Here is an 18,537-nt window from a genome sequence, read left to right as displayed (position 1 = left end):
TTAGAACCAAAATTAGATATTTAAACGATGATGCTATTGAATATGAGGTGGTAAATCAAAGGTCTTACACTCAATTGGCGAGCTTGTTGAATCCATTTTCTCAATTAGCGGTACAAACTGCCTATTAGCCTTTAAATAAGTCAATATGAGTATCGCGTCATAACGATCAACTCCAACATTTTTTAAGTCATCTTCAATATCATAAAAACCTTGAAAGTCAGCAAACCGCTTCTTATCACGAAAAATCGATTCCAATATCCTTGAGGTTGCTAGCACTTGTTTTTGCGTGATTTGTGGCCTGAATTGTGCGTCAACTTGTGCTGGATATGCATTAATACCATATACATCAGTAATGACCTTAGGTTCAAATTCATTAAGATAAGCAAAAATATGCGCAGGGCTATCGCCTATGTAAACAAGGCTATCAGAGGTGTTCATGGCAGTAAAAAATACATTCCCATTTCTAGCTGCAACTCTCATTTGTACATTCATAGCTTTTGAATTTCCCATTAATGATGGTGAATAAAACAACTGAGCATAACCACGTACGCTTAAGAACAAAGGTACAGGAAGAGTTTTTTCTAGTCACTGGGTACCTGCCAAACACTATAGCTATTATTTAAATTTGCAAGAGGGTTCAAAAGGCAAGAACCTACGAATAGCCAAATTTTCAAGCTGCTGATATAATTGCATTTAATAGGGGTGTTATGCTTCTTGGTAAATCGACTTTTTAACCCCTTCCAGTGTATTCGGTCACACTCCTTAATAGTAAACAAGAAACATAATCCTTCATCAAATTACCGTCGCCAAAATGCAGGAAGCCTTTAATTTACAGTAAGAGTAACTTTAGCCATGCACTCAACGAAGAGCATAGGCTTGCGCTAATGCTGTTCAAATTTAACTAGAGCTATAGGAAAAAATATCATGGCAAAAAGTAATAACGGACAATCTGGAAATGGCGGAGCCAAAAGTGGCGGACGTGGACCTTCAACTCATCCTGGCCCAGGTGGTAACTGGCCCGCGACAACAGGTAATAAATCAGGTGGCGGTAGAGGTAATGCTGAGCCAAAAGGCAAGTAATTTTTCTACGAATAAGGTAGCTTTATTTGAAGCTACCTTTCCCAAAACAACACGGAATTGTTGATCATGCCAAAACCACAGTTACCCAGTATCGGAGACATCACCAAAGCTTTATTTGATCATGCTGGAGTGTTGCCACAAAAAAATGATGATTCAACAGTTGTTGGTGATGAAAAAACAAAGAAGAAAATCCAAACACAGCTTCGTCGCTTAGCAAAGGAAGAGAGTGAATTAGAAAAAAATCTAACCAATTTACTCGAGTTATTGGCTGAACTTATATTTAAAGCAACTGACGACTTAAGAGTCACCTACGCATGCATGGCTTCAGTAGAAGATGTACTAACCCAGTATCTTGATTTAGTAAGAGGTGATGGAACCTTTCTATCAAAATCAGAGTCTGTTAAATGGCTGATTAAAACTAAACTACTTGACCGAACAATCCTCTCGTATCAAAAGAACACCCTAAAATACAATGTATCAGCATCTAATCTTTTAAACCCTTCTGACTGCTATTGGTGGCTTCCGGATTTTACAGAGAAATTTATTCAATGGCCTATAGCCAAAGCCATGAACTGGATCTATTCCGTTTGTGAAACTAATCAAACACATTTCCATTTCCCGGACTTCGGTTCGACTGACAATTACCGTTTGTCGCAAAACCTTGAGAATGCTTCCCGTTGGGCAACAGGAAAGAATTTACCTAGCTGGCCAAGTTTATTACAAAACCTTACTGCCTCTGTATCTGCAATGGAGGCAACAACATCTAGTCAATATAAGAGAACTGTTGATAGCGACACTCTGCGCAGCTTTAAGGCTACATTATTTATTGCTCGGTTTTCTACATCGGTATTCACTGAGTTAGAGCGGCAATTTGGAAGAGACTTTGTTATAGACATAACTATGCATCTTAGAAGGCAGGATCGCAGGTTAGGCAAAGTTCACCGTAGTTTTAAAGCTAGTTTATCAAAAGCTATAGATTCCAGTGAGATCCGTAATCCAGCGATTATTGACAGAGTCTGGTTCGATAAAACACAAAAATTTTGGGAGCTGACATCAGAACAATTGATGCAAGGCTCAAAATCCATAGACCTTAGGTTCAGGGAAAAATATAACAGTGGATTCAATCCAGCTGATATAAAGTTCTTCTTACAAAGAATTCAACCATTTTTCTTATCACCTTTACTTGAGGAGGCTCGAGAAAAGACGATCGCGATGGCTCCTCCTTTGTTTTTAGAACTATTACTTGAAGGGTTAAGGCTTCGTAAGGATCCTAAAGTCAACGTAGAAAAAATAGGACAGTTTACGAAACAGGTAACTGAAGCAAACCTAGACTGTTATCTGAGTTGGGTGGGCAACTGGGTATGGGCAACATATTATTATCGACGAGAAGAGCACACTCTTGCTCTACCGCACTACTCGAAGGCCTTTCAAGAGGCTAAATACTGCGGTGGTCAAGACCAATATCTTTTAGTCAACCAATATATAGAATCTTGTGCTAAAAACAGGCTTTGGCGTGATTTTAAAAAAGGCATAGCATGGGCTAATTACCTAGGTATTAAAGTACGTTGGTATCGAGGCTTAGATGAATCAGAAGACCGCCTTAAGACTACTTATGAAATGCTCCACATGGCAAGGTATGCGCAAGTTTAGCAAGCCAGCTGTTACAGATATTAGTTAAGAACCTACTCTACAGTGTGAAACATGTTAAATAGGGCGATTCACAATAGGTGACTAAGCTAAATACCCGTTATCTAATAGAGTTAACAAATAATAAGTGGTGACCATATTGGTGACCAAACTCAAAACACGAATACCAACATAGCACCTAAGATATTGTATTTATTTAATTAGGCTATTTTAGGCTACATTCAAATTCAGAACGTGGAATAAGCTTTCTACGTTTGGAGAAGCCGCTTTAAAAAATAAGTAGAGCCCAGTTTACCGCTGGGCTTTTGTTTTGCTTTAGTCTGTCTTTATGGGATGTCAGCTCAGCATATGTCGATACTATCGACATATGCACTCAGCACTCGTAAATCATGTCGATAAAACCTGATTTTAACGACATAAAACTAACGAACCTTAAAGTCTGGTGATAACGTTTGCCAATGACTTTGCAAAGCGTCTTTATGCTCATCTAGCATAGGCAGTGCTTCGAGCATCTCTGGCCACATAGAGCGAGCCTTCTCTATCGTATCGAGAAGGTGTGGTTTAATTGCAACCCATGGAACACCTACCGTATTTGACCATTTCTCAAAATGCTGCAACGTCATTTCATACCACTGTTTTGACTTGACCATATTCAAAGCTAGGCTGTCATCTTGTATGTAAGGAGCTGTGAATACCACATCATAGAGCGGTGACAAACGAGGAGAACGTTGATCTTGGTAGATGATGGTCCAATTCTTAAGGTGAGCATCACCATTACCTAACAGTATATTAATCAGTAATCTTCTCGCCATTTGCTGTATATCACCCAAGCGATCATTACTTGTACGGAATAGTACCTGCCCTAATTGTTCATAGTTAACTTTCTGATATTTATCTGTAGGATATAGGCCAAAAATTTGAGCAAAGTCTTCTGTATGCACTCGCCCTTCATGAGTACGATCAAAACGTTTTATACCATAAGCGTATGTTTCATCGGGGAGTCTGATATTTGGTAATCCCTCTAACTCATTGAGTTTGATTAAGCGTATATCTGGGATTTTTGCGCCTGCAGCTTCGGCTAACTTCATACAGGTATATTCATTGACAGACACACCTTTATGCACCGTTGAAGGCGTTTTAATAATCCACATATCTTCAGAGATTTCCTGATCAATGTGATAGCGACCATCTACATGAGAAGATGAGAATTTCATCTGTACACCAGCAAGCGAAAATTTAGTATCTGCATGTTTAACGTTAATCTGCTGTGGTTCGGTCACTAAACGTTGTTCTAATGCCCAAATTGGCATATTACCTGCTCTGATAGGCGTCGCCACCAATGCACCAGGCAAATTAGTCCCCAAATAGGCCAAAATCGAGAACTCGTTATTTACGTGACATTGAAGTGCTTTCGCCACAATATCTCTTAAGATCCCTTCTGGTAATAAATTAGATAATACAGGTGGTATTTTTTCACTGCGGATTTGAGGCTTAGAAAAATAACTAGGATCTTGAAGCTGTCTAAGTGTAAGCACCGGTCTTTCATGCTTGGGCATTGCAATATATTCAGGGTTAAAACTAAGTATGTTCTTTCCGCCAGCATAATGAGCAACAACGCCAATATCGACACCGTGTAGCTGAATTTTCAATCCTTCTACTTGCTCTGTTTGTTTGCTCATTTCTGATCCTCAGATCCAAACCAAAACCCTAAATCATCCGAATCATCTTCTAGCGATTCAACACTAGCATCACTTGAAGCGACTTCTAATCTAGGTTGATCAATATTGCTTCCCTTAGGGGTAATAGATAATTCCATATTTAAGCCATCTAGAACACGTAATAGAGTAGACAACTTCATATCGCTACCCGCTTCGATACGCTGATATTGCTGCTGCTTCATACCGATACGCATATACATATCTTTTTGTTCCATCTGGAGCTGTTTACGTCGAGATGAAAGTAGTTTGGAAATTTGCTCAATCGTCATCACACCCAACCTCAAACAATAGAAAAGTTGTACACAAACATATAAACAACATATTAGTTGTAAAGTCAGCTATAAACAACTTATCTGATGTTTTAAGCCATCAATACAACTTAATAGTTGTAAATATATTTTAAGGGATCGATAGCCAGAGCTCTACAAACAGATCCAGAACGTAGAGTAACTGCTTCTGAGCTTGTGAAAATCGTTGTAAAAGACAAGCAGTAAAATATAAGTAGATCCCAGTTAAATGCTAGGCTTTTTGTTGTCTGAAAATCAGTATGAATGATTCCGTTGATAAGTTTGATCGCCGCTACTTATTTCTATTAATCAATTCGGTTACTCTTAGCTAACTTCAAATGATAAAAGCATTTTTCATGAATCAAACCGGCATATATGAGCAACTGATAACTCAGTTAGTCGAACAGAAATTAGATCGAAAAGCTTTCTATGTTGGCGAACGTTCATTAGAAAATGGCGAAGCAGCCTCTTGGCTCTCTCGCTTTTTAACTCGAATCATCGAAATAGCGATAGACTCTGTGCCTAATGGCAATGATCGCGTTTTTGAGCAAATAGGTTTAGCCAATAAAGTCATCGAATGGCTTAGCGCTAATATTGATGATAGTGAGCTAATTACCGAAAACCTAATTGATACCCAAGGCAAGATTCTGACTGCATTGCTCGACAAGCAAAATCCAATATCGTCAGATTTCCCAAAGTATATTGACGGCATCATGCCACTAACTGGACTCACTCAAAGCGAGTTATTCTGTGGGAGCAATGCAGGCGTATCTCTTGAAACCGAAATTAAACGTGAAATTCAGTCATCCGATAAGATCTATTGGTTAGTCTCATTTATTAAATGGGCTGGGATCAGGATCTTTAAAAAGGAACTAGAAGAATTTACTCGCAGCGGTAAGCAGTTAAAAGTTATCACTACCTCCTATATGGGAGCGACTGATGCTAAGGCCGTTGAATTCTTAGCATCTTTGCCAAATACGGAAGTAAAGCTGAGCTACAATACCAACAGAGAACGCTTACACGCAAAATCCTATCTATTTATGCGTAACTCGAGATTTCATACTGGTTATATCGGTTCATCCAACCTGTCACACTCAGCTTTAACCAGTGGATTAGAGTGGAACTTAAAGATCACCTCGCAAGAGATCCCACATATTATTGAAAAATCTCTCAGTACATTTGAAACCTACTGGGAATCGCCTGATTTCGAATATTTTGATGGTAAGACCCAAAGCAAAGAGCGCTTAATCAGTGCATTACAAAAAGCGAAAGGAACATACGACACAGCTGAACCTAGCTTTTACTTTGACATCAACCCCCACTCCCATCAGCGAGCCATCTTAGACAAACTAAAAGTTGAACGTGAGTTACACGGTAGATATAGAAACCTCGTTGTAGCGGCTACTGGAACAGGTAAAACAATTATTTCCGCTTTTGATTTCGCTGAATTTTATGAGGCTAATCCTGAAGCTAAGTTTTTATTTCTAGCTCATAGAGAGGAAATTTTAAAACAAGCGAGAAGTGCATATCGCGGTGTTTTAAAAAGTAACCAGTTCGGCGAACTGCTAGTAGGACAACATAAACCGCAAAGATTTAGTCAATTGTTTGCGTCAATCCAAAGCTTGAACAATCAACTAGCGACGATTCAATTAACCGAAGATTACTTTGACTACATTGTGATTGATGAAGTCCATCATATTGCAGCAAGCAGTTACCGTGCGATTCTAAAACACTTTACACCACAAATATTACTCGGTTTAACAGCCACACCAGAGCGCCATGATGGCGCCGATATTCTGAAAGATTTCTGCAATGTCATTGCAGCTGAAATCAGATTGCCAGAAGCCATTAATCAGCGTCACTTATCACCGTTCCAATACTTTGCTGTTGATGATGACACCGATCTCACAAATATTTCATGGGCTAAAGGCCGCTATGATATAGCTGAACTGACCAAGCTCTATACATACAATGACCAAAGGGTCTTTCGAATACTGCAAAGCTTAGAAGAAATTGTCACAGACATATCGCAGATGCGCGCATTGGCGTTTTGCGTAAGCAAAGATCACGCTAACTTCATGGCGCAAAAGTTCACTTTAAGCAATATTCCTTGCGCCGTACTCACAAGTGACAATTCGAAAGAACGAGACATTCAGCTGCAACGTTTAAAATCGAAAGAAATTAACGTTTTGTTTGTGGTTGATATATTCAACGAAGGTGTCGATATTCCAGAGCTGGATACATTACTGTTTTTAAGACCTACAGAAAGCTTAACCATATTTCTTCAGCAGCTAGGACGTGGGTTGAGACTAACTAAAGATAAAGAGTGCTGTACCGTCATTGATTTTGTTGGTAACTCTCGCCCTGAGTATGATTTTTCCCATAAGTTTAGAGCGCTTATCGGCAAAACAAACCAATCTATTTCAAAAGAGATCAAACAAGGGTTTCCACATTTACCTTTAGGATGTCGAATAGAGCTGCAAGAAAAAACACAGCAAATGATCTTAAAGAACATATCGCTAGCAACCTTAAACAAAAATAGACTGCTTAGCTTAATTTCAAACTACGCTAACGCGACAGATTTACCCCTCACGCTAGCAAACTTTCTGCATATCTATCCTGACTTGTCATTAGAGGATATCTATAAAGTAAAAGAGGGTAAGTTTGGTGGTTGGCGAGCACTTGTAGAAACAAGCAGTGGAGAAGAGATACAGCAGAACGAACTAGACATTTATGCCGCTTACTATCGTGCAATCAACAATCGTTTATTAAGTTGTACTTCGATCTCTTATTTACTGTTCATCAAAGCATTATGTGAAAGTAACTTCACGCTACCGACTCAAGCTAGTGTTGAGCCGAAAGATGAGCAACACAATCAGCTTTTCTCAACCATGTGCCATTATGACTTTTGGGATAAAACAGGCAAGCAAGCTGGATTTGATACTATTGAGCATAGTTTGTTTGCGCTCAAACATAAGAAACTGCAAGACGAGCTTAGTGACGTTATTTCACTACTTATTGAACGCTTAACGACACAAGAATTTAAGATGTCTGCCGTAGGCAATACAGTAGTGGATAACTCGCCATTGAAGATGCATGTACGTTATCCCAAGGAACATATATTAGTCGCGTTTGGCGATAGTACATTTGATAAGAAATCATCGAGTAGAGAAGGTGTACTCAATATTGCTGGTGCTAATACTGAACTGCTGTTTGTTACCTTAGATAAATGCGAAAAGCAGTTTTCAGCAACGACCATGTACCATGACTACGCGATCAGCCCTACGCTATTTCATTGGCAAACCCAGAACAGCGCCAAGCCAACCTCGGGTAGAGGATTAAGCTATATAAAGCAGCAAGAAAACAACAAGACATTCATCTTATTTGTTAGAGAACAAGCTAAAGATGAATACGGAAAAACCATGGGATTTGTCAATTTTGGTCCAGTAGACTTTGTTAAGCATGAAGGCTCTCAACCAATGAATATTACGTGGAAGCTAAAACAAGCTATGCCTGCATATATGTGGCATGACACAGCTAAGCTAGCTGTTGGCTAATAGATTACTTTGCTAAACCGATCCACCAGCCTATTTCGACATCACAAAACGAGTGGCTTTACGCCACTCGCTCATTTAAGCAACCTCAACCGCCCCCCACTAACTAGCCTGTTTTCTTAAACACTGTTTTCTAATTTAAAGTCATTGCCAAACGCGGCACGTTCAACAAATAAACACCTTTTGAAATATCCTTACAAAATAAGTGGTTACAACACCAAGAAATTAGCTGCTCAAGCCAGAAATTGTGCGTTTTATAGGCCAGCTAAACCGCAACAAGTATTTTACTTTTCATTTCGTTGTTTAGGCTAAATCCCATTGCTACCATCCGCGCACTTTCCATTTGAAGTTATTTGTCATGCCAACTTGCGAGCAGCCAAAAGCTGAAAAGTTAGACCCTGAACACGTAAACTCTGAACAGCCACACAATGAAAAGTTACCCTCAAAAATGCTAAATCCTATCTTAGTTCAAGGCGCGATGGACGTTGAAGTCGAGACGCTTGTTGCCGCTCTAAACGATGTAAAACAAAAGACATATGGTGCGTGGACGTTCTGGCAAGGTCTATTAGATGGCTACCCAGTTGTGGTGTCGCGTACCGAGATTGGTTTGGCTAACGCTGCCGCATCTACCACTTTGGGCATTGCGCACTACCAGCCAAAAGTTATCATCAATCAGGGCACCTCTGGTGGCCACGATCCAAAGCTATTTCGCTCTGACATCGTGATTGGTGCAACCAGCTTTAATATGGGCGCTTACAAAATTGAGTTCGTTGAAAAAGGCCAAGGCATACACCCAACCACTTGGCAGAACTTCGATATGCCAATGTACCTACGTGAAAACGGTGTTGTAGTTGAGCACAATCACTTTAAAGCCGACCCAGCGCTAGTTGAAATCGCCCTTTCGCAAGCAAGCAGCTACACCCAAGGTAAAGTGGTACTGGGTAGAATTGGTAGCTGTGACGAATGGAACCGTGAAGTTGACCGTATTAACTGGTTCCACGAGACCATGGGTACCTCAGTTGAAGAGATGGAAACCTCAGCGGCTGCGCAAGTTGCCGAAGCTTACAAGCTACCTTTTGTGAGTATTCGTGTGCTGTCTAATACCGACCAACATAAGCAAGACTTTGAGCCGCAAACGGCGATTGATTGTCAGGTGTATGTGCTTGATGTCATCAAGGCATTAATTAAGACCTTTTAAAGCCAGTTTAAAAAAAGCATCTAATCAACAAGATGAGTGACGGGAATAACAATGGTATTCCCGCCTGCTTTCGCTCGCTTTTAAAACGGTAATTTAACGCTCAATCGCGCAAATATGAGCCTGAGCGTTAGCTAATCCCTTTCTTTAACTTAGAGAGTAATAGACAAAACAAATGCAAATTTTAATCAGTATTGTTGGCATCATTGCCCTACTTTCAGTGGCTTTTCTGGCGTCTGAAAATCGTAAAGCCATTAACTACCGTACGGTTGGTTTGGCATTTTTACTGCAGTTAATTATGGGTGCGTTTGTCATCTATTCATCCTTCGGCCAAGCCGTTATTTTTAATATGGCAGAAGCGGTGTCGACCGTGATTGGTTACAGCAACGAAGGCATGTCGTTTATGTTTGGCGGCCTTGTAAGCGATAAAATGTATGAACTGTTTGGCCCAGGCGGCTTCGTTATCGCCTTTAAAGTGCTACCGATTATCGTGTTTTTCTCGGCAATTTCGGCGGTGCTGTACTATCTCGGAATCATGCAATGGGTGGTTCGCATCGTTGGCGGCGCACTGCAAAAAATCCTTAATACCAGCAAAGCGGAATCTATGTCTGCCAGTGCCAATATCTTCTTAGGTGTCACTGAAGCGCCACTGTTAATTAAACCTTATATTCCTAAGATGAGCCGCGCCGAGCTGTTTGCAGTAATGTGCGGTGGTTTGGCGTCGATTGCCGGCACCATGCTAGCGGGTTATGCCCAGCTTGGGATTAAGATGGAATATCTGTTAGCGGCTTCGTTTATGGCGGCGCCGGGGGGCTTACTGTTTGCTAAGTTATTAATCCCGCAAACCGAGAAAGTAAACGATCAAGATCTAACCGTTGTAGAAGAAAATCCACCAGCCAACATTATTGATGCTGCGACCACTGGCACTATGAATGGCCTGTCGTTAGCCATGGCTGTGGGCGCAATGCTGTTTGCCTTTGTCAGCTTAGTGGCGCTAATGAATGGCATGCTAGGTGGCATTGGTAATTGGTTTGGTTTTGACGGCCTAAGCTTGCAGCTGATTTTAGGCTACCTGTTTGCCCCTGTTGCTTGGTTGATGGGTGTGGCGTGGGATGAAGCGCTATTGGCGGGCTCGTTCATCGGCCAGAAAATTGTGATTAACGAGTTCTTTGCTTATATCAACTTAGCCCCATACCTAAGCGGTGATGCGATTGTTGCAGCAACAGGCATGCCTATGTCTGAGCGCACCCAAGTGATTCTATCGTTTGCACTGTGTGGCTTTGCTAACTTAGGTACGGTAGCGATTGCGATTGCCGGTATTGGCGGCCTAGTGCCAGAGCGCCGCTCTGAGATTGCTTCTTTAGGCTTAAAAGCACTGCTTGCAGGCGTGCTTTCAAACCTAATGGCTGCAACCATTGCCGGTTTGTTTATGAGTCTTGTTTAATCAGCCTATTTTCATACGCTAATTAGCAAACAGGCCCATATGGCGTAATGTCATATGGGCCTGTTTGCTTTACACGCGACAACCGTTAAAACCTGATTGACACGCTATAGAGTGTAAGAGTCTGGACGTTAACAAAATCTTTTGATAATCAATCGCTTTTCACTAAATCATCACCACGCGTCATTGGGGTGATATTGGCTCTGGCTTGCTGGGCTGCGGTTTCGGCGTCGCCGGCGCAAATCGCTTGTACCAATGCCTGATGGCTAGACGCACTGTCTGACAGGTCATAATCTTGGTGCGTCAGCGCAATGTACGCCTGCAGTGGATATAAGATCTGCTTATATTGATTCTTCATGCGTTCACTGCCGCAGATCTCAATAATCAGCTGGTGTAATTGCCAATCCATTTCGCTAATACGGCGAGTATCAGTGCTGTGTTGCAAGCAAAGCAGTTGGTATTCTTGGAAAAAATCGGCTAAACGTGTTTTGTCATCACTGCTGGCCCACTTGGCAGCCATTGCAGCCGCTTCGCCTTCTAGCGCAACACGCAAATGGTATAGCTCCCACAAATCTTGCTCGTTAATCTCAACCACTTGCCAGCCTGAATAGGGCTTTTGGATCACTAAGCCCTCATTCACTAACGAGTTCAGCGCCATACGCACTGTGCTACGCGATAGCTCTAACTGCTTGGCTAGCGCGCTCTCCACCAGCTTTTCGCCTAACTTGATGTGACCCTCCAATATATGCGTTCGCAGATAACGGATGGCTTGAGACTCCAAACTTTCTTTCGTGATTTTCATATCGTTTACTGATGACTCAACTATTTAGATTAACTTTTAGCTCAACTTTATAGCTCAACTTTATAGTTCTACTTTTGAGCTCAACTTTTTAGCTCAACTTTTTAGCTCAGCATGGCTTCTCGGACAAACTGCATAAAACTATGAGCTTGTGGCGATAACGACTTATTCTTGCGGGTTAAAATATAGTAAGCGCGCTGATGACGCACTTTTAGCTCTGGAAATGGCATCACTAAGCGACCATCAGCTAACTCCTCTTGGATCTGCTGATAGGCACAAACGGCTACGCCTAAGCCACTCATTGCTAGCGACATTACTACCTGGCTTTCACTGGCATAATGGCACTTTTGTAGCTCTAGTCGAGCGACTGGATAATAATTTAGCCAGTACTTCCAATCGAAGTTATCGCGGTCATGAATAATGTTGGCATCAGCTAAGTCTGCAGGCACCGTCAAAGGTTTACGCTTGAGGTATTCAGGCGAGCAAACGGGTACATAATCAAGACTACACAAAAACTGCGAATCAAAGCCTTCCCAGTCACCATCGCCCCACTTTATCGCCAATTCAGTTTGCGGTAAAAAATCAAAATGATTAGTCGTCAGCATCTGCCCGACCAATAACGTAGGGTACTGAGCTAAAAACTTAGGTAATAATTTGCTGACAACCTGTCGACTAAAAACCGGTTCCATCTCAATATGTAAAGTGTAATGCTCAGCATTATTATGAAAGCCATCAACTACGCCCATTAACTCCTGGATCGGCTGATTGACCTGTAACAGTAATCGCTGACCATCTTCGGTTAACTGCACTTGTCTGCCGCCGCGATAAAACAGCTTTGTACGCAGCACCGCTTCAAGCTTGGCAACTTGCTGGCTAATGGCTGACTGAGTCAGGCATAGCTCACGGCTAGCCTCGGTAAAGCTTTGTTTATCTGCCACCGCTTTAAATGCCATAAACCAAGATAACTGCGGTAAACGGGCACTTGAACTAGCTTGAGTTGTATTCATAACATCCTGCGATAGTATGCCCCTATACAAACATGAGTATAAGGGCGTTGCTTGATTAGCGACTTATGCTTAGCGGCTTTACTTTGAAAAAGCTTAGCAGCTTGGCTTAAAGCGTAACACCGTCTCTAAACGTTGGTCTTTCTGGTACAGGCTACAATAGCTATAACCAATCTCTTCAATATTGGTCTGCTGGCCTTGAGCGACAGTGCCAACTTTGGCAACGATGCGCTCAGCAACACTTTCTACACCTTCTTCGGCGCGCATGATACCAGATGCGTCAATATCTATATCTTCATTTAGCAAATATTGGTTACCGCTCACACGGATCACTGGCACGATAGGATTATTAAAGCCTGCGCCGCCGGTTGTCCATAAAATCAGATGCGCGCCCAGTGCAGCAAAGTGCATTCCCGCGCTGCCACATAGGTGCGTGGCTTCCGATAGATAAAAACCTGGCGTGGTTGGTTTTTCATGTACGAGGTGATTAATCTGCAATACATCTTGGATTGGGCGTGTACCGGTTTTACTCAGCGCACCAAAAGACTTTTCTTCTAGTGTGGTTAAGCCGCCCACACTGTTACCAATACTCATGGTTTCCACTTCTGCGCCATCTACATGCCAACGCGCTTCTTCTTGCTGAATAAGGCGCTCTAGTTTATCGGCGACCTCTGGCGATACTGCGCGCTGACGTAGAATCGCTTCACAACCAACGAGTTCAATCAATTCACCGGCAATGGCGGTTGCACCGATATCAACTAAGGTGTCTACCGCACGGCCAACACTTGGATTAGAGGCAATACCTGAACTGGTATCTGAACCACCACATTTAACCCCGATAACTAGCTCTGATATCGGCGTTTCGACTCGCGGCGCTGCATTAGCAGCTTGCTGTAACTCTTGTGCTAACGTCTTACCTTGAGTAATGGTTGAGCGCGTGCCTTGCTGCTTGATGCACACCAATGAAAAAGCAGGGCGGCCGCTAGCGCGAATTGGCGCAGCCACGATTTCAGGATCAATACTGCCACAGCCCATCGCGAGTACCAGTACACCAGCCACATTCGGATTATTGCCCGTATGTATCATGGTGTTGATCATCTCTTCGTTACCACCATACATACAGGTGTTGTAGTTAGTGACCACAATACCGTTATCGATACTGTCGGCAATAGCGCGAGCGATGCCGTCACAACATTCATCAACTGCCATAATCAGTACATGATTACGAATACCCACGCTGCCATCGCTGCGGCCAAAACCCATAAATGTGCTCATCATGCTTGCTCAATCCCCATCTGTTTAATGATTTCTTGAATAATGTTGTCGGGAATGTCTAGACGTTGGCTACGCACATTTTGCACATGTGCCAATTGACCACGAGGTATGCCCATAATGGCTACGCCAACGGGGTAACTCGCTTTAGTAATAAGCTGCAGGTTGGCAATATCGGTTAACGCCACTTTATTACCAAAGGTAATGGCTTGCAGGCAGGTCACAACATCTATGACTTGGTTATTGGTTGAGATAATGGCTATCTCATCGCCTTTAGTGGCATCTACGAGTAGCGTGGCGACGTTGTCGCTTGGGTCGAGCTGAATGGCTTTTTTCATTCTGTTTAGCGTTAGATTGTCGGACAATCCTACAATCTAATTGTTTTTTGCTATTTATCAATCCACAAATATCGATATTGAGCCCTAAAATAGCGGCCAGTTATATGAAATGTGATGCAACATCCACTTTAAGAGATATCTCTTTTGCTAATAACAAAACGTAATTAGTCATTTTACCTACAAGTAGTCAGTGTATGTCGCCACCCGCAAATGTGGTTATCTGCTTTAAAAAGGCGATACCGCCGACACTAAGGGACGCTAAGCAACACAAGATAGTAACAGTACTCACACAAGCTCAACCTCACCCCAAATATAACTACATTTATCGAATGATTCAGCAATCACAGTATTAAAACGCCCTTGGTGAGCCATCTCCCACTATTACATTTTGTAATGACTGAATAAGCTTTTATTGTTGTCACTCAGCGCCTTCTTCGCTCAAAATCCGCCCGAATAAAAATTCCCTGTGCGGTTTACCCTATAACGTAAATCGCACTATTACTTTTGTAAGGATGTAGTCGTGACTGATTTAACAACGGCACCAGTGACAGATGAAACTGTTACTCAGCAATCCCCCGTTCAAAATGATAAAGTTCAAAACGACAAACTACTGATCTCAGTGAGTTTGGCTGTTGTATTTGCTGTCGTCATGATGCTGATCTTTAACCCAGATCAAGTACAAGCTGCTGGTAAATCGGCTTTTGCTGCATTAACCAATACCTTTGGTTCTTTCATCCAGCTGTTTGCCTTTGCTGCTGTGTGTACCATGCTGTACATCGCGGTAAGCCGCTACGGCACCATTAAACTGGGCGAAGGCGAGCCTGAATACAGCAACATGAGCTGGTTATTCATGTTTATCTGTGCCGGTTTAGGTTCAGCGACCATGTACTGGGCGTTCATGGAATGGGCTTACTACTACAACGGTATTGGTCTGAACATTGAAGGCCAGAGCAACGAAGCGCTGCGTACTAGCTTGTCTTACGTGATGTTCCACTGGGGTATTACGCCTTGGGCTATCTATGGCCTAGCGTCTATCACTATGGCGTACCATTTCCACGTTAACCGCGCTAAAGGCCTAAACCTGTCATCGCTTATGGTGTCTATTCTAGGCATGAAAGAAGACAGCACAGCTAGCCGTGTAATGGGACGTTCTCTGGATCTGATCTTCTTATTCGCGACGTTTGGCGGCCTAATCTTAACGACAACAGTAACGGTAAATACGGTTTCAACCGGCTTCTCTGAGCTGTTTGGCATGGAAAATACCTTTGCGATCAAGGCTATTTTACTGGCACTGATCACCCTGACCTTTACCCTAAGCTCTTACATCGGTATTGCTGAAGGTCTACAAAAAATCGCTCATGCTGCTTGTGGTATGTGCTTTGTGTTTGCTGTGATAGTACTAGTACTGGGCGACACAGGCTTTATCGTTGATTTCTTTGTTAACTCGCTAGGTCTGACACTAACTAACTTTGTTGAGATGAGCCTATTTACTGATGCGACAAATGGCGGCACCTTCAACAAAGATTGGACTGTGTTCTACTGGTTATACTGGTTCACTTACACGCCAGCGGTAGCAATTTTCGTTACCCGTATTTCTAAAGGTCGTACGATTCGCCAGGTTGTTTTAGGTCTAATGGCGGGTGGTTGTGGTGGTTGTTGGTTCTTCTTCGGCGCGCTAACTGGCTACTCAGTTGATGCAATGGTAGATGGCATAGTGAATGCACCCGCTCTACTAAACAGCGCTAATGGCGACATCGCAGTGGCTCAGCTAATTGCTAACCTGCCATTTGGTACCATCTTGTCGGTATTCTACTTCGTGCTAATGATGTTGTTCCTAGCTTCTCACTTAGATGCTACCGCGTTCACCGTAGCAGCAGTAAGCACCAAGAACCTAAAGCAAGGTCAAGATCCAACTCGTGGTCTACGCGTGTTCTGGTGTGTGATGCTAAGTCTATTACCACTAGCAATGCTGTATATCAATGCTTCACTGGATACATTGAAAACAGCGGTAACCCTAACTGCGGCACCATTTGTAATCGTACTGATGCTGTGTATGTTTGGCCTAAAGAAATTCCTGTCAAACCACAAGTTTGATGACGTTGCAGAGAAATAAATCATGTTGAAAATTACCGATATTGAAGTCATCCACCTACGCGTACCTTCGATGGATGCCGAGTGTGAATGGGGCGAAGACGCCGTCATTGTTAAAGTGCACACAGATAAAGGTATCGTGGGTATTGGTGAAGCTGACTCTAGTCCACTAGTGGTTCAAGCTTGTATCGAAGCGCCACAAACTAACTTCTACTGTAACGGCCTAAAGCGTCTGTTGATCGGTGAAAACGCGCTAGAAATTGAGCGTCTGTGGAACAAGATGTACTGGGGTTCTAACTACATGGGTCGTCGCGGTGCCGGCATCCACGCTATTAGCGCCATCGATATTGCTCTGTGGGATATCGCCGGTCAGTTCTACGGCGTACCAGTACACACGCTTCTAGGGGGTAAATACCGCGAGAAGATCCGTTGTTACGGTACCTTTATTCCGGCTGATAAGCCTGAAGACAACGTGGCGATTGTGCAGGGCTTGAAAGACCAGGGCTTTACTAGCATTAAGTTTGGCGGCGGCGTGATGGGCGATGACCCAGACACTGACTACGCGATTGTTAAAGCAGTGCGCGAAGCAGCAGGTCCAGAGATGGAAGTGCAGATTGACTTAGCGTCTAAGTGGCACACTTGTGGTCATTCAGCCATGATGGCGAAACGTCTTGAAGAGTTTAACCTGAACTGGATTGAAGAGCCGGTTTTGGCAGATAGTCTTATCAGCTATGAAAAGCTGTCTCGCCAAGTGTCACAAAAGATTGCTGGCGGTGAGTCTTTAACGACGCGTTATGAGTTCCAAGAGTTCATCACTAAGTCTAACGCCGATATCGTTCAGCCAGACATCACCCGTTGTGGTGGTATCACTGAAATGAAGAAGATTTACGACATCGCGCAGATGAACGGTACTCAGCTGATCCCGCATGGCTTCAGCACCGGTATTTTGTTGCATGCTTCAGTACACTTCTTAGCGGCTTGCGAACAAGGCACGCTAATGGAGTTCTCACAGAGCAGCAGCCCACTGTTCACTAGCTTAGTGAAAAACCAGCTACAGTTCGACAACGGCTATGTAGCTGTATCTGATGCACCTGGTTTAGGTATCGAGCTAGATGAAGAGTTGATTGCCAAGTACCGCGTAAATTAGCATCGTGTAAATTAGTATCGCGCGAACTAATAGCGTTAACTTTATCCGCTAAACAACAATGCCAGTAAGTGACAGCTTACTGGCATTTTTTTATGCCCCTTAGTCATTAATAACCTCACTTACCACTACACACTTTGTTGCTAGCAAATCTGGTAGCTTTGCTAGTGTTTTTTATCAGCAAGAGACATACTCTAGCCTAGATACATTAGATTTTTGGATAGCTTAATGTGTGGTCGGCTAAATATTATTGATGACATGTTTGTACAAGCGCTGATGCAAGACTTGCAGGTAAAGAACGCTGAGGAGATGCTGTTTGGGCGCTTCAAGATACCCACCAACGACATTAGTATCGTGCGTGAAATTGATGGCGAGCGCCGCTTACAGACCGCCACTTGGTGGTTACTGCTTGAAACTTGTTATGAGGGCTTTAAACCCAGCCGTTACACTTCTTTTAATACTCGATTTAATAAGTTAAATACACCCAACAGCGCAGGCTTTAACGCATTTAGAGAGAGTCGCTGTGTGATTGTCGCTAGCGGTTTTGGTGAAACCGATAAAAGGGGTAAAGAGACTTACTATCATGACTTTATTGCCGAGAATTCAGCGATGGCATTTGGTGGCTTGTTTCGCGAGTGGCAACACCCTAAAACAGGGGAAATAACCACATCATGCTCCATCATTACCAATCCGCCCCATCCTGATCTTATGCCGTTTCATAGCAAGGCTAGCCCGATGATTTTGCCGCAAAATGATGAGGTGCTCGATGCGTGGTTAAATCCTGCGAACCAGCAGGTGGAGATGTTTGATGATCTGCTCAAGCCAACATTGAGACATGACTTTACTGTGCAACAAATAAATAAGCCGAGTCAGTATCAACCTATCGGTCAAACTACTCGGCTTATTCCTAACGACTATTATTCCTAACGACAACTATGCCTAACCGCTAGCATTGAACATCACGCTG

Annotated in this window: 15 protein-coding genes; 8 read left to right on the top strand and 7 right to left on the bottom strand. The window is 42.8% G+C overall.

The genetic code is table 11. The annotated features are described in order from the left end of the window. Nucleotides 1-33 precede the first annotated feature (33 nt). Nucleotides 34-492: a hypothetical protein gene (locus tag ACVBIK_RS12880; protein WP_447169836.1), complete on the bottom strand. Its 459-nt coding sequence runs from the start codon at nucleotides 490-492 to the stop codon at nucleotides 34-36. Between the two features lie 432 nt (nucleotides 493-924). Here ACVBIK_RS12880 and ACVBIK_RS12875 point away from each other — a divergent pair, with 432 nt between their 5' ends. After that, on the top strand, nucleotides 925-1,080 hold the full coding sequence (locus ACVBIK_RS12875) for a hypothetical protein (protein ID WP_447169835.1): 156 nt from the start codon (nucleotides 925-927) through the stop codon (nucleotides 1,078-1,080). Nucleotides 1,081-1,146: 66 nt separating this feature from the next. After that, nucleotides 1,147-2,730, top strand: coding sequence for a hypothetical protein (locus tag ACVBIK_RS12870; protein ID WP_447169834.1), 1,584 nt, complete (start codon nucleotides 1,147-1,149; stop codon nucleotides 2,728-2,730). 419 nt (nucleotides 2,731-3,149) lie between these two features. Here ACVBIK_RS12870 and ACVBIK_RS12865 read toward each other — a convergent pair whose 3' ends face one another. Then, complete coding sequence (locus ACVBIK_RS12865) at nucleotides 3,150-4,406, bottom strand: type II toxin-antitoxin system HipA family toxin (protein WP_447169833.1); 1,257 nt, start codon at nucleotides 4,404-4,406, stop codon at nucleotides 3,150-3,152. Next, nucleotides 4,403-4,714, bottom strand: a complete 312-nt coding sequence (locus ACVBIK_RS12860) for a helix-turn-helix domain-containing protein (protein ID WP_447163462.1) — start codon at nucleotides 4,712-4,714, stop codon at nucleotides 4,403-4,405. The genes ACVBIK_RS12865 and ACVBIK_RS12860 overlap by 4 nt, the downstream gene beginning before the upstream one ends. A gap of 374 nt (nucleotides 4,715-5,088) precedes the next feature. Here ACVBIK_RS12860 and ACVBIK_RS12855 point away from each other — a divergent pair, with 374 nt between their 5' ends. The 3 genes from ACVBIK_RS12855 (at nucleotide 5,089) to ACVBIK_RS12845 (ending at nucleotide 10,925) form a co-directional block, all read left to right on the top strand. Then, on the top strand, nucleotides 5,089-8,289 hold the full coding sequence (locus ACVBIK_RS12855; protein ID WP_447169832.1) for a DUF3427 domain-containing protein: 3,201 nt from the start codon (nucleotides 5,089-5,091) through the stop codon (nucleotides 8,287-8,289). 355 nt (nucleotides 8,290-8,644) lie between these two features. Continuing rightward, entirely contained in the window at nucleotides 8,645-9,484 is an 840-nt protein-coding gene (locus ACVBIK_RS12850) for a 5'-methylthioadenosine/S-adenosylhomocysteine nucleosidase (RefSeq protein WP_447163464.1), read from the top strand. Nucleotides 9,485-9,656: 172 nt separating this feature from the next. Then, a complete protein-coding gene (locus ACVBIK_RS12845; protein WP_447169831.1) occupies nucleotides 9,657-10,925 on the top strand; it encodes a NupC/NupG family nucleoside CNT transporter in 1,269 nt (422 codons plus the stop codon). A 148-nt stretch (nucleotides 10,926-11,073) separates the two neighbouring features. Here the strand turns inward: ACVBIK_RS12845 and ACVBIK_RS12840 are convergent, their stop codons facing one another. The 4 genes from ACVBIK_RS12840 to ACVBIK_RS12825 all read right to left on the bottom strand — a co-directional run bounded on the left by ACVBIK_RS12840 (nucleotide 11,074) and on the right by ACVBIK_RS12825 (nucleotide 14,335). Next, entirely contained in the window at nucleotides 11,074-11,724 is a 651-nt protein-coding gene (locus tag ACVBIK_RS12840) for a GntR family transcriptional regulator (RefSeq protein WP_447169830.1), read from the bottom strand. Nucleotides 11,725-11,825: 101 nt separating this feature from the next. Further along, nucleotides 11,826-12,728, bottom strand: coding sequence for a LysR substrate-binding domain-containing protein (locus ACVBIK_RS12835; RefSeq protein ID WP_447163467.1), 903 nt, complete (start codon nucleotides 12,726-12,728; stop codon nucleotides 11,826-11,828). 93 nt (nucleotides 12,729-12,821) lie between these two features. After that, the gene (locus tag ACVBIK_RS12830; protein WP_447169829.1) at nucleotides 12,822-14,000 is read right to left on the bottom strand and encodes a UxaA family hydrolase; all 1,179 of its coding nucleotides are present in this window, start codon (nucleotides 13,998-14,000) and stop codon (nucleotides 12,822-12,824) included. After that, a complete protein-coding gene (locus tag ACVBIK_RS12825) occupies nucleotides 14,000-14,335 on the bottom strand; it encodes a carbohydrate kinase (protein ID WP_447161763.1) in 336 nt (111 codons plus the stop codon). Before ACVBIK_RS12825 ends, ACVBIK_RS12830 begins: the two co-directional genes overlap by 1 nt. 520 nt (nucleotides 14,336-14,855) lie before the next feature. Here ACVBIK_RS12825 and ACVBIK_RS12820 point away from each other — a divergent pair. The 3 genes from ACVBIK_RS12820 to ACVBIK_RS12810 all read left to right on the top strand — a co-directional run bounded on the left by ACVBIK_RS12820 (nucleotide 14,856) and on the right by ACVBIK_RS12810 (nucleotide 18,497). Beyond that, nucleotides 14,856-16,448 (top strand): BCCT family transporter, encoded by a 1,593-nt coding sequence (locus tag ACVBIK_RS12820; RefSeq protein ID WP_447161764.1) that lies wholly within the window; start codon nucleotides 14,856-14,858, stop codon nucleotides 16,446-16,448. A gap of 3 nt (nucleotides 16,449-16,451) precedes the next feature. Beyond that, nucleotides 16,452-17,573: a mandelate racemase/muconate lactonizing enzyme family protein gene (locus ACVBIK_RS12815; RefSeq protein ID WP_447169828.1), complete on the top strand. Its 1,122-nt coding sequence runs from the start codon at nucleotides 16,452-16,454 to the stop codon at nucleotides 17,571-17,573. Between the two features lie 225 nt (nucleotides 17,574-17,798). Continuing rightward, complete coding sequence (locus ACVBIK_RS12810) at nucleotides 17,799-18,497, top strand: SOS response-associated peptidase family protein (protein WP_447169827.1); 699 nt, start codon at nucleotides 17,799-17,801, stop codon at nucleotides 18,495-18,497. The last annotated feature ends 40 nt before the right edge of the window (nucleotides 18,498-18,537 follow it).

Source organism: Shewanella sp. 125m-1 (assembly GCF_052977065.1).
The sequence above is the reverse complement of the archived record's forward strand: the minus strand, read 5'-3'. Positions and strand labels throughout refer to the sequence as shown.

Bases quoted from the DNA above. Each gene is read 5' to 3' on its own strand.
- ACVBIK_RS12880 (WP_447169836.1), bottom strand. From the start codon at position 492: ATGAATGTACAAATGAGAGTTGCAGCTAGAAATGGGAATGTATTTTTT.
- ACVBIK_RS12875 (WP_447169835.1), top strand. From the start codon at position 925: ATGGCAAAAAGTAATAACGGACAATCTGGAAATGGCGGAGCCAAAAGT.
- ACVBIK_RS12870 (WP_447169834.1), top strand. From the start codon at position 1,147: ATGCCAAAACCACAGTTACCCAGTATCGGAGACATCACCAAAGCTTTA.
- ACVBIK_RS12865 (WP_447169833.1), bottom strand. From the start codon at position 4,406: ATGAGCAAACAAACAGAGCAAGTAGAAGGATTGAAAATTCAGCTACAC.
- ACVBIK_RS12860 (WP_447163462.1), bottom strand. From the start codon at position 4,714: ATGACGATTGAGCAAATTTCCAAACTACTTTCATCTCGACGTAAACAG.
- ACVBIK_RS12855 (WP_447169832.1), top strand. From the start codon at position 5,089: ATGAATCAAACCGGCATATATGAGCAACTGATAACTCAGTTAGTCGAA.
- ACVBIK_RS12850 (WP_447163464.1), top strand. From the start codon at position 8,645: ATGCCAACTTGCGAGCAGCCAAAAGCTGAAAAGTTAGACCCTGAACAC.
- ACVBIK_RS12845 (WP_447169831.1), top strand. From the start codon at position 9,657: ATGCAAATTTTAATCAGTATTGTTGGCATCATTGCCCTACTTTCAGTG.
- ACVBIK_RS12840 (WP_447169830.1), bottom strand. From the start codon at position 11,724: ATGAAAATCACGAAAGAAAGTTTGGAGTCTCAAGCCATCCGTTATCTG.
- ACVBIK_RS12835 (WP_447163467.1), bottom strand. From the start codon at position 12,728: ATGAATACAACTCAAGCTAGTTCAAGTGCCCGTTTACCGCAGTTATCT.
- ACVBIK_RS12830 (WP_447169829.1), bottom strand. From the start codon at position 14,000: ATGAGCACATTTATGGGTTTTGGCCGCAGCGATGGCAGCGTGGGTATT.
- ACVBIK_RS12825 (WP_447161763.1), bottom strand. From the start codon at position 14,335: ATGAAAAAAGCCATTCAGCTCGACCCAAGCGACAACGTCGCCACGCTA.
- ACVBIK_RS12815 (WP_447169828.1), top strand. From the start codon at position 16,452: ATGTTGAAAATTACCGATATTGAAGTCATCCACCTACGCGTACCTTCG.
- ACVBIK_RS12810 (WP_447169827.1), top strand. From the start codon at position 17,799: ATGTGTGGTCGGCTAAATATTATTGATGACATGTTTGTACAAGCGCTG.